The sequence below is a fragment of the Candidatus Poribacteria bacterium genome, from assembly GCA_026702755.1.
In the GTDB taxonomy this organism is placed as follows: Bacteria; Poribacteria; WGA-4E; order WGA-4E; family WGA-3G; genus WGA-3G.
Map to the genome: position 1 here is coordinate 1 of JAPPBX010000052.1, position 16,486 is coordinate 16,486.

Here is a 16,486-nt window from a genome sequence, read left to right on the forward strand (position 1 = left end):
CGACAGTGCCGGGACCAGTTTTCCCGCCCATGGCACCACACCTATTGCCGATGAGAAATGGCACTTCATTGCCGGACGCGCCGATGCAGATGCTGGCAAGGCTTCGATATGGGTAGATGGCAAAATGGAAGCCGAGGTTGATTTCAACAAAAAAGATGGATACGGCACCAGTGAAGGCGTATTTCACGTCGCACGCCACTATGACCGGTATACTGAAGGCATCATTGACGATGTTGCCCTCTTCAATGTCGCTCTGGAAGAAGAGGATATGGAATTTCTCATGGAAAACGGTGTTGAAACCGCTGCCGCTGTCGAACCTGTGAACAAATTGACAACGACATGGGGTAGAATCAAACAACAATAAGTAAATAGGGGAAAAACGATGAAACAGATATTGGCACTTCTCGCGTTTGGACTCCTGCTGTTCGCGGGGTTGAATTGTGGGACAGAAAATCCGGTTGAGGAAATAACGGATACCGCTTCGATTGAGACCGGAGCGACAGGCGCGTTTCGTGGTGACGTTGAATTAATCGAAGGCGTAACTATCTACATGCACTTACGAAAAGCAGGACAACTCCTCGCGCAACTTGAATTTGAAATGGACGGCGTAAAGGCAACAAGCATTGGTGCTAACCTCTCCTCTTCAACACAGCTTGGGATCGGAAGGTATCACCTTCAGAAAGCTGAGCCGGGGGACTACACTGTCCAAATTTCAGCAAGGGGATACCAAACGAAAGAGTTAAACGTTACCGTCATTTCAGATCAGAACATCTCGCTCGACAAAGTGACGCTTGTCGCGTTGGAAACCCCTGTCTCGCATCTACAGGGTGTGCTGACGGACGCGTTGACCGGTGAACCACTCCTTGGAATCAATCTTCAACTCGCGGATAACGCAGGAGAGGTTTACGAAACGTTAACAACATTGGCAGGTATTTTCGTTTTTGAAAACCTTCCCGTGGAACAAGCCTTTACCTTGACAATTAATCACGCGGGTTATGAAGGTAAAGAAGTAGCAGTGCATCCGATACCCGCGGCTGAGACGTTAGAATTAGTCGTTGAACTCACACCGCTGGCGGAACCGGAAAGATTGGATCCGGGTCAGGGTTTGAGTATTGGAAGCCGCGCACCAGACTTTGAATTACCGGATGGGAACGGCAAATTGCACGCACTCGCTGATTCTATTGGGAATGAGAATGTCGTGCTCATATTTTACCGCGGCGGTTGGTGACCGTTCTGCCGAGGGCAACTCGGTGAGTTGCAAAAAAACTATGCGAACATTCGAGCCGCAGGTGCAGAGCTTATCGCTATCAGTTCCGATGACGAGGGCGACACCAAAAAGACAGTTCAGGGCAGTGGGCTTGAATTCCCGGTACTTTCTGATAAGGACAGAGACGTAATCAATGCTTACAATGTCGTGGATGTTGGTAACAAAAGGATAGCACGTCCTGCTGCCTATATCGTTCAGAAGGATGGAACAGTCGCTTGGAAATCACTTAATGGTGTGGCAGTGCGTGTTCCGACGGCACAAATTCTCACAGAATTAGGTAAACTTTGATGAAACCTTACGACAAGGTCACGGCGAACATTATTGCTGATAGCCAAGAGGCTGAACAACATCGAGACGCACTTGACCGCCGACAGTTCTTAACTCGGCTTGCTGCCGGTGTCGGCGGAATCGGTGGCGCGCTTAGCACACTTCCAGCATTTGCGCAGCTGAGTAGTGGGCAATTACAGCCCGATGCTACGCAGACAGGACCCCTTACGCCTGTTATTGAGGCGATCGGTAAGAAAGTCTGGGATGGCGATCGCCTCGATGAAGATGCGGTTAGTGAACTGATGGATCAGGCGATGATGAAGTTGACTGGACGCGCCTCTGCGAAAGAGGCGTGGCGCGATATTGTGCTGCCCGATGATATTGTCGGTATAAAAATTAACCCCCTCGGTGGACCGGAACTCAGCACACATTCTATCATCGTTGATAAGATCGTTGAAGGGGTATACGGAGCGGGTGTCCTCAAAAAGCAAATTGTTATCTGGGACCGCTTTGAAGACCACCTCCTGAACGCTGGGTACCCGATCAGGCAGGAGGATGGCGAGGTGCGAACCATCGCCTCTGACACAGAGGGGATCGGGTATGACGACGAAGTGTTTTATGAAAGCGAGAAGGATAGTGTCACCCGTCGAGAAAACGAAAGCACCCGTTCCCGGTATTCTCGGATCGTCACGCAAGAGGTTGATGTGCTAATTAACGTCCCCGTCTTGAAGCATCATGCGATGGCGGGTGTGAGTGGATGTTTAAAGAATCTCGCGTTCGGAAGCGTGGACAACACACGCCGGTTCCATGGGAAACCGATCTATTGTAATCCCGCTATCGGCGAGATTCTTGAACATAAAGTACTGAAGGAGAAGCTCGTACTCAATATCGTTGATGGATTAGTCGCATCGTTCGACAAGGGACCGACATATCACGCTGAGAGCGCATGGAAATACGGTGGTCTCTTTATCAGTACTGATCCGGTTATCCTCGATGTCTTGGTCCTTCAAACGATCAACCAGAAACGCGAGGAGATGGAATTGGATTCTGTTTCTAAACTCGCGAACCATGTCAACACAGCAAGTGGTCTCGGTTTAGGTACGAATACGTTAGATCAAGTGGATCTTCAGAAAGTTGAGGTGTGATAATGAAGCATTGCAAGGTAGTAGGCACACTCCGCTGTGCCGTCATCAAGGTAGGAGACACACTCCGCTGTGCCGTCATCGCCTTCTGCATCGCGATTGTCCTTTTTCAGATGACAGGATGCACTGTGACTTTCACGCAAAACGACACCCTCCAACTCAGTCTATCTGAACCGACAGAGAAGGCGATGTCGCTCGTTGCCGAGTTTGAAGCGGGCGAGGCAGAGAGTGTTGCCGGTGATGTGACGCAGAAGACAGGGAGTGTCTGTGCCGGTGGGGCGTGTATCATCTATTAGCAAGTTTCAATTTCACTATTCCCTAATCAAGGTAGGTGCGGTTTCTAACCGCACCTGTTATTTGTTTCCCTGTCCCTTCTTTGCGATGACTTTGTCCCAATCCCAGAGAAGCACTGTCCCATCCTCAGAACCGCTGGCAAGTGTCTTCCCATCGTGTGAGAATATCAACGTTGTTATATGTTCCGTATGTCCAGTGAGGGACACCAGTTGATTACTCGTTTCTACATTCCATATTTTAATTGGAAAGTCCCAACCTTCCTCTCCGGAACCAACAAGGAAGGTCCCATCAGATGAGAACGCCAATATGTTCGTAAAGGGGTGCAAATGACCGGGGAGAACATTGGGTTCATCTTTTCCTATCGTATTCAATTTCCACAGGTAGACCTCCCGATCACTTACTATAGCAGCAGTAGTGTTATCGGGTGAAAAAGTTAAGGCACTGGTATTTTTAATGTTGGGTAGCACGGTTTCAGTCTGTGTCGTAATATCCCACGCTTGTGGCGTGCCGAAAAAACCGCTCGTGGCAAGCAGGGTGCCATTAGGTGAAAATACCAATTTCATGGGGAACGGTCCTTCGGTGTTAAACCAGAGCAACTCAACGCCGATGTTCACATCCCACGCTCGAATCCCTTGATGTTCGCGAGCAGCCAGTATTTTATTATCTGGTGAGAATATGAGTGGCTCCATTCCTGTTGACATATTTGAAGTGTTTGCACCGTTTTGCCAAGGTCCCAGAATTTCCTCACCTGTGCCGATCTCCCATACTCGAATTGTGTCAAAATTTCGTGTACTACTACTCGATCCGAAGCCATCTGAATTGAACACAATTAAACCGTCGCTACCTTGACTGGCAAAGCGTGTAGCGTCTGATGAAAGTGCGACTGCAATAGCCGCGTCACACTGTCCAGCGGTGAATGTAGTCAATTCCTGCCGAGTCTTTAGACTCCATATATCAACAGTCCCATTAAATGTGGCAGTCGCGAGTGTCGCTCCATTTTTGGAAAACGCGACGGCTTTCACCCACTCTGTATGTCCCGCTGTAAAAGTTGTGATTTCCTTGCCGGTGCCTGGGTTCCAGAACCGAATTGTGCCATCAGCACTCCCGCTGGCGAGGCATCCACCATAAGGAGGAGGTCCATCGGGGGCGAAAGCCAGCGCATTGATCGTGTTTTTATGTCCTTCAAGTGTTGCGCGTTCCCTTTTGGTGCTGACATCCCAGAGTTTAATAATCTTATCCGCGTCTCCACTGGCGAGCGTTTTGCCATCTTCGGAGAATGCAAGGGTAGTCACCCAACCTATATGCCCTTGGAGTGTCGCGAGTTTGGTATGGTCCTCGGTATCCCACAACTGTACCGTCTTGTTCCGCTCAATCGTGCTTGCGAGAATTTTCCCATCAGGCGAAAACGCAAGTGCCTGGATGTCGTCTTTCGGCGGACGTGGCGGAGGCGCGGGTACTCGAATGACTTCTGGCTTCTCGGCAGGATCTGGTGAATAGGCATTGAAGGATACCGATTGACTGTCTGTAGTTACGTCCCATAAGTGGATTTCGCCGTCTCTATCCCCAACTGCGAACGTGCTACCGTCTTTAGAGGCTGTCACTACCGCGTATGACTGCATGTTCTTATCTACATCTGCCAATTTTTTACCGGTGTCTACATTCCAATACGTGATTTCACCTCTGTCAAGACTGATGAGTGTTTTGCCATAGAATGCCAGTGCTAACACCAGTGGCGGGCGGTTGTCGTTTAATGTGAGGGTTGAAAGTTTCCTTCCGGTTTCCAAATCCCATGACTGAATAATAGGATTATTAAACCCACTGCTAACGAGAATCTTTCCATCTGGCGAGAACGCCAGCGCGTTGACTTGTCTTTTATGTCCCGTAAATAGGGCGGTTTCCTTTCCATCGGTTACATCGTATACCCACACGCCGACATCTGTTCCGACTACAAGACGGGTGCCATCAGGCGAAAACCGCATCAGATTAATACCACCTTTTCCGAGACGTGCGATCGCACCTTCAGGTAACCCGATTTTTGTATTATCTTGTGCGAAACTGGTAGAGAGCATCGCGGCAATTGATAGAAAAGTGGTGAGGAGTAGGCGTTTCATTTTCATGATGTACTTGTATAACCCAAGTTGCTACTAACAAATTGTGAACGTTTCAACGAGGGGTTTCGGTATTTTCCCCACCCCAGATGAGATTTAAAAAAATACTTGGGTAATTCTATGTTCCTCCAAACTCGGTAAGTGTGGTTTCCTAACCGCACCGGATTTTACACAACAACCTTGAAAACTCCAAAACCCTCTTGAATCCCGTAGGGATGGTATCTCTATAGAAAAGCGTGGATCCCATAAATCAAGCCCCGTAGGGGCGGCATCTGTATAGAAGTCTCACATGAAAACCCGTGAAATATCGTCCAAACTTTAGTAGAATAAAATATTTGAGTAATTCTATAAAGCACAGTTTTCAATCAAGAAGACTCCATAATCCTGTGAATCCTGCTTCTGACTGGGGTCCCCATAGCAAACGGCGTATAGGGCAACACATACATTACCCGATTAAATTCTTAATCTTCATGAGGGGTGGTATATCTATAGAAACCGGGGTCTACAACTTCTTGCACTTTCTTCGGCTTGCTATGTGCACAAACAGGTCGCAACTTAGGTGTGTATAGCGTCTGTTGCTACAAAGTCTGCAGATTAATGAAAAGGCGGGCTGATAAACCCGCCTGTGATAGAATTCGGTTTGAATGAAAATGCTACTGATCAGATTTGATTTCACCCCACGTTGTCGTGAGACTTCCAGCCGGATCAACGGGAAGTACGCCTTCTTCAACGAAGATTGTCCACATGATAACTGGATCCCCGATCACCTCATCAATACCCAGCAATTCCACTTCTCCCTCCGGGAACGGTTCATTGGATTTGTAGATAAAATACTCGACGGGTGGGTGTGGCGCATCAAGAACCAGCGTTTCTTCAGTATCCGTGTATCCCTTTGTAAACCAGCCTTTCGGATCTTGTCCGCGATCTTCCGGACGTTTATGTCGGCTGTCCCATGCTTGGTAGACATAAGCCGGTCGGTCGATGTTAAATGTCAACCGATACTCCTGTCCGCCGGGGCAGTCCGCTGACGTGGACACCTGCGTTAATCCTTGAAATTCTTTTGGGATATTCGTGATCGTGTAGTCCCTATCGTGGAAAAATTTCCCGCCTTCCTCTAACTCGACGGCTTTATAGACACCGTTCTTGTTATCCTTTATTTCCGTGACTTGCACCTGATCCGCGACAGCGATAAACGCTACTGCGATGAAGAGCGCAGCGATACAAACATACGTTAGTTTCACTTTAGTACTCCTTTATCGTTTGGTTTATAAGCCTCATCGAAAACTTGAAAAAAAACAACATCTGTGTCATACTTATGATTATACAACAATTTTTTCCAATTTACCAGAACAAATTTTCGCACTGGAAGAAGGAAATCCGATGGTTGAACACATTGTCCTACTCAAGTTAAAGTCGGAGGTTACCGAAGCGCAGCTGGAAACCTTATCCGATGCCCTGTTAGGAATGGCTGACGAAATCCGCGGCATTGAATCCATAACTGCTGGCACGAACAACAGTCCTGAAGGCAAAAGCCAAGGGTATGGGTATGGTTTTATCGTCCGTTTTACAGACGAAGCCGCACGCGACGCATATCTACCGCACCCTTTTCACCGTCAAGTCGCAAGTGAGCACATCCGTCCGCTTGTTGAAGATGTACTTGTTTTCGATTATTCCGCCCCGATCAACACCTAACCGAACCGCAAGGAAAATTAAAAATATGAGTTGGAATATAGTCGTCGTTGTTTCAGATACATTACGAACCGCATATCTCAGTCCTTACGGCAACGATTGGATTCAGACACCCAAATTAGCACGCTTTGCCGAGCAGAGCGTCAAATTTACGAACGCACATCCGGAATGCTTGCCGACCATTCCGACGCGCCGCACCTTACACACCGGTAGACGTGCCTATCCGTTCAGCACTTATACGCCTGTGCCGTGGGATAACGTCTATACACCCGGTTGGCAGCCGATGTCTTCCGATGAACCCGCAATCGCTGAATCACTTGTCCAAAACGGGTATCATACCGGTTTCTTTGCCGATGTACCGCACTATTTCGTGCCGGGCATGAATTTCACGCGCGGCTTCCGGCAGTGGGAATTCGTCCGAGGTCAAGCCGAGGACAGATACCGCGGTGGCGCGCACGCCGATCCATCACTGATTTCCCGCTACCGAGGGAACCCCGACCGTATCCGTGCGCATATTGTGAACGTCCAACCCGAACGTCCAGAGGAAACATGGCCCACAGCCCGACTGTTCCGTTCTGCAATTGAGTTTGTTGAACATAACCATCAAAACACACCGTTTTACCTCTACGTTGATGGATTCACACCGCATGAAACGTGGGAAGCACCTATCCACTACTACGATCTCTACGGTAAGCGCGAAGACCGAGAACCTATCTGTCTCAATCTGCCCTACGGTTCGCTTAAAGATGAAGAACTTGAGGAACGATTGCCGAGCGTTAAAGCAAACTACGCCGGTTTGGTAACGCTCGTAGATACATGGTTCGGAAGGTTGGTAGATACCATCGATCGGCTTGGACTGCGTGAAAATACACTCATCATTTTCCTCGCAGACCACGGCACAAACTTCGCGGAGAATCCAGACAAAGCCACCGGCAAACCGGCAAACTTCATGTACCCCGGCACGATGGACATCCCTTTGATAGTTAGCCATCCGTCAGGTGCTAACGCCGGTACGACGTGTGATGAATTCGTCTATACGCTTGATGTGCCTGCCACCGTCATGGCAGCCAGCCAAGTTGAACCTGCTGGCGAGATTCAGGGACAGAATTTACTTCCGCTTGTGGAAGGGAAAAGCGGTTTTGAATCGCGTGAATACTTGACCTGTCGCTATGTCAACTCTGTTTGGTATAAAGACGCGAAGAGTTGGTACTTCTCCAGCGTCGATTTTAATGACGATATACGACTGTTTGACCTTGAAGCAGACATCGACTGTCAGCATAACATCGCCGACAAGGGGGCTGATCGGATTGCGCTCGCGCAAGAGCGGATCTTGGCGGATGCAGGCGGGCATCTCCCACACTATAAACGTCAGGGCAGAACGGATGCTCTCGGTAGACCGCAGTTCGCAGAAGCGTAGTCTTAGGTATCTCTCACGTGACCGCTGGCGAGGATTGTATCCTCGCCCTTGTGTTGGTGTATAGGTAATTACGGGTTTTACTATATAACCCAAGTTGCTACTAACAGGTTTTTCACATTTCAGAAAGGGTTTTCATCTCTTTCCCCACCCCGTAGGGGTGTTATTGCTTCGCAGTGAGAATAGGAAATGGCGTATTTACGCGATTGCACTCCGTAGGAGTGCTATGTCTATAATAGGTGGCAACTATCTTTCTCAGGTTAAGGGAGCTTAACTTATGCGCCTTTCACGCTTCAGTAAATTCCATCTTGTGATTTTCGTTGGTATTGTTGTGCTTGCCCTCGTGTTTTCTTGGGATAGTAGTATTGCCCAAGACGGTAAATCCAGCCTTTCCGGTCGCGTTGTAGATCCAGATGGAAAGCCAGTTGCGGGACTTGCGTTGGCTATTAAACCCGTTGAGATTAAGGAACCGAGGGACATGGTGCCGCGCACGCCTTTTTCGTCCTGGTCGCGCGTGGTAACCGATAACGCAGGACGTTTCTTTTTTCCTGATATAGACCCAGTTTCATCACAATTTGTGATGTTTCCTGAAAGTGCTTCGGATTTTGAGATTATCTCCCTTGAAATTGGGGATTTAACCTTCTATTCTACGGGCTTCCTTCAGAACTTTAGGACCTGGTTTGGTAGACCCACCTTCGCCATTGAACCGGGCACACATCTCGAAGGCGTGGTCGTCAACGTGAAACCGCCTCGGATGCGAATTCGCGGACGAGTGCTTCTAAAGGATAGAACGCCACTCGCCAATACAGACGTTAGCCTTACCGTCCGACGGCGGCAACGAGATACTTTCCTTTTTATCTTGCCAAGCGGTGGCAGTGCTGGACACTCAGGAAGAGGTGTTAGAACTGATGCCGAAGGTTATTTCGTATCATATTATCCGGATGAGGCTTCAGAATACTCGGTGATAGTAAAATATGAAGGTGCGTCCGCAAAGTCAAGATGGTTTCGTCTTAAAGAGGGAGAGCGGTACGACGACCTCGTTTTAGTCCTCAGAGACTTAGAAGCACACCAAGCCTGGCGCAGTGAAAGAGAGAAAGCGCGACAAGCGGTGTGGGTAGTGAATCCCGAAAATAATCACGCTTACAAGAGAATAAAGTGCGACAGTTGGGAAGACGCGAAAACCAAGGCAGCAGCCGAGAATGCATATCTCGTTGCCATTAACGACGAAGCGGAGCAGAAATGGCTGGAGGCACTTTATCCAGAGAAAACGTTTTTTTGGATCGGGCTGCATTTTCCAGAAAAAGGGACAGCATGGCAGTGGAGCAACGGTGAATCTCTCTCTTATACGAATTGGATAGCCTCCCAGGAACCGGAGAGTGTGTCCACCGAGGACAATGAACACCCAGTCGCTATGGAATTCTTTTCAAAGAGATGGAGGGCAATTGGCTCTAAAAGTCCGTTCTTGCCTATAGTTAAACACGCAATTCTCGAAAAAGCGTATACATCCGCACCACAGTAAATCCTGCACAGTCACTATCTAACTCAGCCCACTTCGCTGGCGAGGTTTGATGAAGATTAAATAATTAATTCGGTAATTTTTCGGAAAACCGGTGCGGTTAGGAAACCGCATCATAAGTGTCAATTTAAGAAAAAACAACTGTCGCAAATCCAGTCTGGTAGGTTCGGTTTCCTAACCGAACCGAGTTCTACACAGAAACCTTGAAGACTTCAAAAACCTCTTGAATCCCGTAGGGATGGTATCTCTGTAGAAAAACGGAACCTCACAGACCTAAGCCCCGTAGGGGCGGCATTTGAAGAGATACCCTATAAAATGCCCTGCAAAACCCCTAAATTGACACCTATGGTGCGGTTAGGAATGCAGGTCGCATTTGGGCGAGTACGCCGCAAAACCGCATCTACCGGGCCTGGAGAAAATATTTCGGTAATTCTATAAAGCACAGTTTTCACTCAAGAAGACTCCCTAATCCTGTGAATCCTTGGAATCCTGCCCCCCTGATAAGGGGGGATACAGGGGGGTTATCCTGCTTCAGACGATGAACACCGACATTACCGAATTAAAAAATTAATCTTCATCTTTGTAAAGAGGTATCTGCTATGATTCGTTTCCTTTTCACCAAATCGATTTTTACAATGTTAGTGGCAGTTATTGTGTTAGGGCTTGCCGTGGAATACCAAAGCGCTGCCAAGGAACAGCCATCAACCTTATCTGGACGCGTTATCAGTACGGAAGGTGAACCGCTTGCCGAAGCATCTGTCGCACTATTGTACGTCAAAATTGCTGAAAATGGGGCGGTAGACACCCTGTTTGACAGATCGCAGTACCCTTTTCTCCGTCAGGAACCAGTCCATAGACCGCGTCAATTTAACGAAAAGGTCCCTAATCAAGATGAGATACCGGAACATCCACCTTTTTTAAAATCGAAAACGGATTCGGAAGGTCAATTCACTTTCACCGGCATCGCTACAGGGATGGTGCAGTTAATGGTCCTGCCGAAGGAAAAAGATCCGGAGTCGCCACGCGCAACGCCTCAAAACCTTAAGCCAGCGCCTGAGATTCAGACCATTAAATTCGGAGAAGTAACGTTTCATCCGCATGAATTCTCTTTCTTTCCACCGATCGGGGCGGTCACTTTTGCTATCAAACCCAGTTCAGACATCAAAAACGTAGAAGTTGTCATGGACACCCGACCGAAACTGAGAATCCAAGGTAGGCTTGTCTTTAAGAACGGTGAACCACTTGCCGACACGACTGTTCAAATTAACATTGGTCACTTGGACTTAGATAGGACACATGGTTCAGCCTTCAAGCGTTCCTTACATACGGATGCAGATGGGAACTTCGTGTCGGCTATATACGTTCCTGGAACCTACGCGTTGTCCGTTGACCATCGCGGACTTTCGGCGATGTCAGCACCTTTTACTGTTGAAGCACGCAAACCGCATGAACCGGTGGTTTTAAGGCTTAATGGCACTCCTGCTGATCTTTCCGAGTCTCCATCTGGGAGTTCCGAAGAGCGGCGATATGGTATGCCAGATATTCTGGGTATGTGGATAGTGAATCCGACGAATGGACACGCTTACAAGTGGATTGCCTGCGATAACTGGGAGGATGCACGTGCTCAGGCTGCTGACGAAGACGCTCATCTCGCTACGATTACGAGTGAGGCGGAGCAGATATGGCTTGAAGCCATTTTTGTGGACGGTCCGTATTGGATCGGTTTGACCGATCTTTTAAAAGAGGGTGAGTGGTCGTGGGAGACCGGAGAACTTGTCACATACACCAACTGGGGAGAGGTGGAAGAAGACATTTTAGGTGAACCGCCTGCGCTTCTCAAGCTATTCGGTGCCAAAGATCGTCGCCAACGCCGAAGGGCAGATGAGGAAGATTACGTCATCATGTCCTCTCGTTGGGATGAAGAGGTCGGGAAATGGTATCCAGCGGATTCAAAAGGTGACCACCGCCACGGCAGAGTACAGATGGCAATCATTGAGAAAGACGGTATGTAATCCAAAGTACAAGGAAAATTAAAAAGAATGGAGACCCACTTTTCCCAACTCAGCCAACACCTATATGTCCATCACGGACAGGTCAACACGGGTATTCTCCGCGATGGAGACCGCGCACTCCTCATCGATCCGAGTGGAACTACCCTACAGGCTACGCTCTCGGAACTCGGCATTGCGAATGTTGAGCAGATCCTCTTTACGCATCACCATCGCGATAGTACAACAGGCTTTCCAATATCTAATAATGCTCGCATCGGCGTTCCAGCGAAAGAGGCAACATGGTTTAGCGAAGTCGAAACCTTTTGGAACGACCCGAAATACCGTTGGCATCTCTACAACTATCACCCGCATAACCTCATGCTTGCTGACGCGATCTCCGTAACGGATGCATACACCGAAGGCGCGCAGATCGAGTGGGGTCCGGCATCCCTACAAGTCCTTGAAACGCCAGGGCATACCGATGGGAGTGTTACCTATCTCATTGATGTTGATGATGAACGCTTCGCTTTCTCTGGTGACCTCATCTACGACGAGGGTAAGGTGTGGGAACTCTATAGTTTACAGAAGGGGCAACAAACAAGCGATTATCACGGATTTCTCGGTGCGCGCGATGAACTGACGGAGAGCCTTGAGAAAATTCGCTGTGCATCACCAGCCGCACTTATCCCCACGCACGGTGTTGTCATGAATGACCCAGACAAAGCAATCGATGCCCTCCTTCATCAGTTAGCATACTGCTACGATAAATATGTGTCAATCTCTGCCCTGCGACACTATTTCCCACAACTCTTTGCCGAATTTGAGGGACATCCGGGGCACATGCCTATCCGGGAAGGCACGCCACCACCCGAATTCCTACGCCATTTCGGCACAACATGGATTGTCATTTCCGAAAACGGTGAAGCGTTTGTGATGGATTGCGGTTCGCCGCATGTCATCAAGCAAATTCAGCAGTTGCAAGCGGAACGCGATATTTCAACGGTAACCCAATTTTGGGTGACACACTACCACGATGACCACGTTAACGCTATCCCCGAATTTCAAGAGACTTTTCCGTGTGAAACGATAACGGATTCGGTTGTTGCACGAGTCATCACAGATCCAATCGGTTTCCGACTCCCTTGTATTTCGCCTGCGGTTACCCGAGTAGACCGCATCACGCAGGACGGCGATACCTGGCAGTGGAACGAGTTCACAATGACAGCATACCATTTCCCGGGGCAGACCTATTATCACGGTGGATTGCTTGTTGAGGGACGTGGCGTACGGATGTTCTTTGCGGGGGATTCCTTCACAATGGCGGGCATTGACGACTACTGCTCAGGCAATCGGAATCTACTCGGCAAGGATGTCGGTTACGAAAAATGCTTGCGATTGATTCAGCAACTCAAACCGACGCATATCTTTAATTGCCATGTCAATCCAGCGTTCGATTTTACCGATGCTGAGATTCAGTGTATGCTGGACACACTCGCCGAACGTGAAAAATGCTATACCGAACTTTTCCCTTGGGACCACGCCAACTACGGAATGGACGAACATTGGATCCGTTGTTATCCTTATGAACAGGAGGTCGGACTCGGAGAAACGGCGCAGTTGCGTGTGGAGATAACAAACCATTCGTTTGAACCGCGTACGGCAATTGCTCAACCTGTTCTGCCAGTATCGTGGGGTGTAGAGGTCCCTGAAATGGAAACAACTATTCCACCAAGGACGGATGGACACATCGATTTTTCCATTGCCATTCCACAAGACTGTGAAGCAGTTGGACGAATTGTCGTGCCTGTGGACATCACTTATGACACACGTCCACTCAGTCAATTTCGAGAAGCCATCTTTGTTCTTACTGGTAGTAGGCATACGCCGTTATGCCGTAACAACGGGAGTTAGAAACTTGTGCTAAACTGTTCTTACTGGTAGTAGGCATACGCCGTTATGCCGTAACAACGGGAGTTAAAACTTGTGTTAAACTTATCGCATCCCACTATTGACATCGCTATTACCTGTAGCGATTTTGCAGCGTCGCTGGACTTCTATCATAACAAGTTGGGACTTGAGATCGTGTTAGAGTTGGAGATTCTGGATGCTCTCGCACAAGACGTAGGGCTTGCACCGACAGGCTTTCGCCAAGTCCGCCTTCAAGCCGGGAACACCCTCATCAAACTGATGGATATTGAGTCGCCACCGCCGACACCAACAGGTGAGTTCTCGGCAGGTGTCCGCTGGCTTACCTTTTTTGTAGAGGATATTCAAGCAACCGTCGAAAACCTGAAACAAAACGGTGTTGAATTTCTATCTGAACCCATCAGCGCACCAGACGCAGCAGGCGTTGCATGTGCGAAGGATCCCGATGGCATTCTGATTGAACTCGTCGAAATATAAGGGGTGTTATGAAAACCTTAACTGATTCCCAAATCCACGATTTTAACGAAAACGGCTATCTATTACTCGAAGACGCGCTTGCGCCTGACGATCTAAATCCACTCATCACGGAGTTTGAAGAAATTGTTGACGCTGGGGCATCGGATCTCTATGCAGAAGGTGAGTTAGACTCTGAATTCAAGGGAGAAGGGTTTGACACCCGTTTGGCGAAAATTACGGCGCAATCTCCAGTCGTATTTCAGAAGGTGTTTAGCGGTGCGCACACGGGACCGGCACTCTTCGATCTGCTCATCAATCCCAAATTGCTTGACATCGCCGAGTCGCTTGTCGGACCAGAGATTATGTGTCATCCCGCATACCGGGTGCGCCCCAAGCTTCCTGAGCACGATCGAACCCTCGTTCCATGGCATCAAGACGCTGGCTATATGGAGCCGAAATGTGATTCAGTCTTGCAGCTCACGATCTGGATTCCACTGATAGATGCCACTGTTGAGAACGGCTGTATGGAAGTCATCCCACACGCCCATCGGGATGGTGTGTTCCGACATCAGCACTCTGAACGTTTTTATCTTGAAATACCCGATGATGCATTGCCCGAAGTCGAGCCAGTAGTAGTTCCTGTCAAGTTTGGCAGTGTCCTTCTGTTTACCAATCTCACGCCGCACCGTTCCATCCCGAACGTCAGCAATCAGGTCAGATGGAGCGTCGATTCCCGCTATCAGGACGCGGCAAAACCGACAGGTTATCAACCCGAAGCAGGTTTTCTTGCACGGAGTCGGCTGCACCCTGAAGATGTTGTCACAGCACCAGAGGAATTCAAACGGGTTCGCGATGAACATCAACCCGGTCCCGGTCCAAATCGATGGGCAAAAGAGGAGAATAACGATGCGTAATTTCCAACAATTGCTCCCGTGTTTTCTCATATTGATTCTGTTCATGGGTGGTGCCACACCGCCAACCGAAACTCCGAAACCAGCGGAGGTTGAACTCAAGGGCACCGTCGTCTGCTTGGCAGAGGAGATGCACACGCATTATAACGTAGAACTCTTTAAAACCCATGACCATCTGTACGGTGTCAAGACCGAAGATGGTAAATACTACACGCTTCTGCGCACATCGTTAGCGGAGGCGTTATTTGTTGACGAGCGGCTGCGTGAGAAAGACTTAATCATCAACGGTCGGGTCTTTCCCAAAACGCAGTTGCTGGAGATCACTCGGTTTGCCTCTATTAAAGATGGTGTAGTACACGAGCTCTATTACTACTGCGATACATGCTACATCCGCACGGTTGCACCGGGGAATTGTGATTGTTGTCAGGCACCCGTCGTGTTAATCGAGAGACCCCTAAATGTCGATTCCACAATACCATCACCGTAGGTGTAGATTATTGATTCATTTTGAGTTGCGCCCATGTCATAACAAGTTTGTGGTGCGGTTCAACTGCAAGAATTTCATCCTGAAGGGTAGCGGCATAAAACAACAGGTTTTCAATAAACGGAAGATTCGTATCGACCCTCCCCTGATCTTCATTTTGCATCGCTGTGATGATATATGCGCCATCACCATGATATAGAAGTGCAACAATGAGATGCTTACCGACTGTCGCGAGTGGAATATACGCGCGATCGGGGTTGTGCCATTTATCATCCGTCACAATCTCTTCTATCTTGTTTGGCTTGGTGAAAAGCGTCCCAACCTCTGGTGCTTTTGTCGGTTCAAAATTCAGTGTCCTATCGGTTTCATCACCGTTTAGTGGTTTGGGGAGCCAAGGGGTTGGACACCCTACAGCATCATCGTGGTCCTGCTCAACGTTAATGCAAATCCCGCCCTCCTCAACAAACGCTAAAACGGCATCTGATCCCTGGTCAGTGAAACGCCATCCACCTTCGCAAATCTCACCTTGCCCAAGCCAGAGGATATCAAAGTCAGTAGCATTCGCTTTCGCGAGTTTTGAATCTTTCGTAACCTCGTAATCAAAGGTAAAATTCTGAACTTTTTTCACATTTTTACGAATAGTTGCTGCTTCAACCTTGGTTACGTTGTCTCCTAATATTAGGACTTTTTTTGTTTTCGCAGCTATTGATGTAACAGAGAACGTCACTACAGTAAGGAGAAAACACAAAAAACACACCGAAATGGTATGAAATTGACGCTTTATTGTAACCTTTTCCATTTCTTGAAACCTCCTTTTGATGCGATGGAAAACTGTGTTCCAAGACATAAAAATTCACTGCCCTTTTTATGTCATGAATGCTGCCGACCCCATTTACCAATATGTTAACATGTTTGTAAAAAAAGTCAAATATATTTTTCTTGCGGTGTTGAAAATCAAAGCACGTCGTCGTCTTCAATAATCCCCTTCGCCTCCAAACCAGCAAGCACATTCTCAGCACAT

15 protein-coding genes and 1 pseudogene are annotated in these 16,486 nt (G+C 48.4%); 13 read left to right on the forward strand and 3 right to left on the reverse strand.

The window, feature by feature from the left end; all coding sequences use genetic code 11:
* The 5 genes and pseudogenes from OXH39_09815 to OXH39_09835 form a co-directional block, all read left to right on the forward strand.
* On the forward strand, positions 1–364 hold a 364-nt coding region (locus OXH39_09815; GenBank protein MCY3550740.1), incomplete at its 5' end, for a hypothetical protein.
* An 18-nt stretch (positions 365–382) separates the two neighbouring features.
* Positions 383–1,228, forward strand: a complete 846-nt coding sequence (locus OXH39_09820; protein ID MCY3550741.1) for a carboxypeptidase regulatory-like domain-containing protein — start codon at positions 383–385, stop codon at positions 1,226–1,228.
* Positions 1,229–1,246: 18 nt separating this feature from the next.
* Positions 1,247–1,555: pseudogene (locus OXH39_09825) on the forward strand (redoxin domain-containing protein).
* A complete protein-coding gene (locus OXH39_09830; protein MCY3550742.1) occupies positions 1,555–2,679 on the forward strand; it encodes a DUF362 domain-containing protein in 1,125 nt (374 codons plus the stop codon). The pseudogene OXH39_09825 and the gene OXH39_09830 overlap by 1 nt, the downstream one beginning before the upstream one ends.
* Before the next feature lie 2 nt (positions 2,680–2,681).
* Positions 2,682–2,972: a hypothetical protein gene (locus tag OXH39_09835; GenBank protein MCY3550743.1), complete on the forward strand. Its 291-nt coding sequence runs from the start codon at positions 2,682–2,684 to the stop codon at positions 2,970–2,972.
* 57 nt (positions 2,973–3,029) lie between these two features.
* Here OXH39_09835 and OXH39_09840 read toward each other — a convergent pair whose 3' ends face one another.
* Positions 3,030–5,081 carry a WD40 repeat domain-containing protein gene (locus tag OXH39_09840; GenBank protein ID MCY3550744.1) on the reverse strand — a complete coding sequence of 684 codons (2,052 nt, stop codon included), beginning with the start codon at positions 5,079–5,081 and terminating at the stop codon, positions 3,030–3,032.
* A 650-nt stretch (positions 5,082–5,731) separates the two neighbouring features.
* Positions 5,732–6,319: a hypothetical protein gene (locus OXH39_09845; protein MCY3550745.1), complete on the reverse strand. Its 588-nt coding sequence runs from the start codon at positions 6,317–6,319 to the stop codon at positions 5,732–5,734.
* A 139-nt stretch (positions 6,320–6,458) separates the two neighbouring features.
* Between OXH39_09845 and OXH39_09850 the strand changes: the two genes are divergently transcribed.
* The 8 genes from OXH39_09850 (at position 6,459) to OXH39_09885 (ending at position 15,468) form a co-directional block, all read left to right on the forward strand.
* Positions 6,459–6,770 carry a Dabb family protein gene (locus OXH39_09850; protein MCY3550746.1) on the forward strand — a complete coding sequence of 104 codons (312 nt, stop codon included), beginning with the start codon at positions 6,459–6,461 and terminating at the stop codon, positions 6,768–6,770.
* 25 nt (positions 6,771–6,795) lie between these two features.
* Complete coding sequence (locus tag OXH39_09855) at positions 6,796–8,184, forward strand: sulfatase (GenBank protein MCY3550747.1); 1,389 nt, start codon at positions 6,796–6,798, stop codon at positions 8,182–8,184.
* 274 nt (positions 8,185–8,458) lie between these two features.
* Positions 8,459–9,700 (forward strand): lectin-like protein, encoded by a 1,242-nt coding sequence (locus OXH39_09860; protein ID MCY3550748.1) that lies wholly within the window; start codon positions 8,459–8,461, stop codon positions 9,698–9,700.
* A gap of 596 nt (positions 9,701–10,296) precedes the next feature.
* Complete coding sequence (locus tag OXH39_09865) at positions 10,297–11,709, forward strand: lectin-like protein (protein ID MCY3550749.1); 1,413 nt, start codon at positions 10,297–10,299, stop codon at positions 11,707–11,709.
* A 27-nt stretch (positions 11,710–11,736) separates the two neighbouring features.
* Positions 11,737–13,599: an MBL fold metallo-hydrolase gene (locus tag OXH39_09870; protein ID MCY3550750.1), complete on the forward strand. Its 1,863-nt coding sequence runs from the start codon at positions 11,737–11,739 to the stop codon at positions 13,597–13,599.
* A 72-nt stretch (positions 13,600–13,671) separates the two neighbouring features.
* Entirely contained in the window at positions 13,672–14,091 is a 420-nt protein-coding gene (locus OXH39_09875; protein ID MCY3550751.1) for a VOC family protein, read from the forward strand.
* 8 nt (positions 14,092–14,099) lie between these two features.
* Positions 14,100–14,984, forward strand: a complete 885-nt coding sequence (locus tag OXH39_09880) for a phytanoyl-CoA dioxygenase family protein (protein MCY3550752.1) — start codon at positions 14,100–14,102, stop codon at positions 14,982–14,984.
* Complete coding sequence (locus tag OXH39_09885) at positions 14,977–15,468, forward strand: hypothetical protein (protein ID MCY3550753.1); 492 nt, start codon at positions 14,977–14,979, stop codon at positions 15,466–15,468. Before OXH39_09880 ends, OXH39_09885 begins: the two co-directional genes overlap by 8 nt.
* Before the next feature lie 7 nt (positions 15,469–15,475).
* Here the strand turns inward: OXH39_09885 and OXH39_09890 are convergent, their stop codons facing one another.
* Positions 15,476–16,264 carry a hypothetical protein gene (locus OXH39_09890; GenBank protein MCY3550754.1) on the reverse strand — a complete coding sequence of 263 codons (789 nt, stop codon included), beginning with the start codon at positions 16,262–16,264 and terminating at the stop codon, positions 15,476–15,478.
* Between the last annotated feature and the right edge of the window lie 222 nt (positions 16,265–16,486).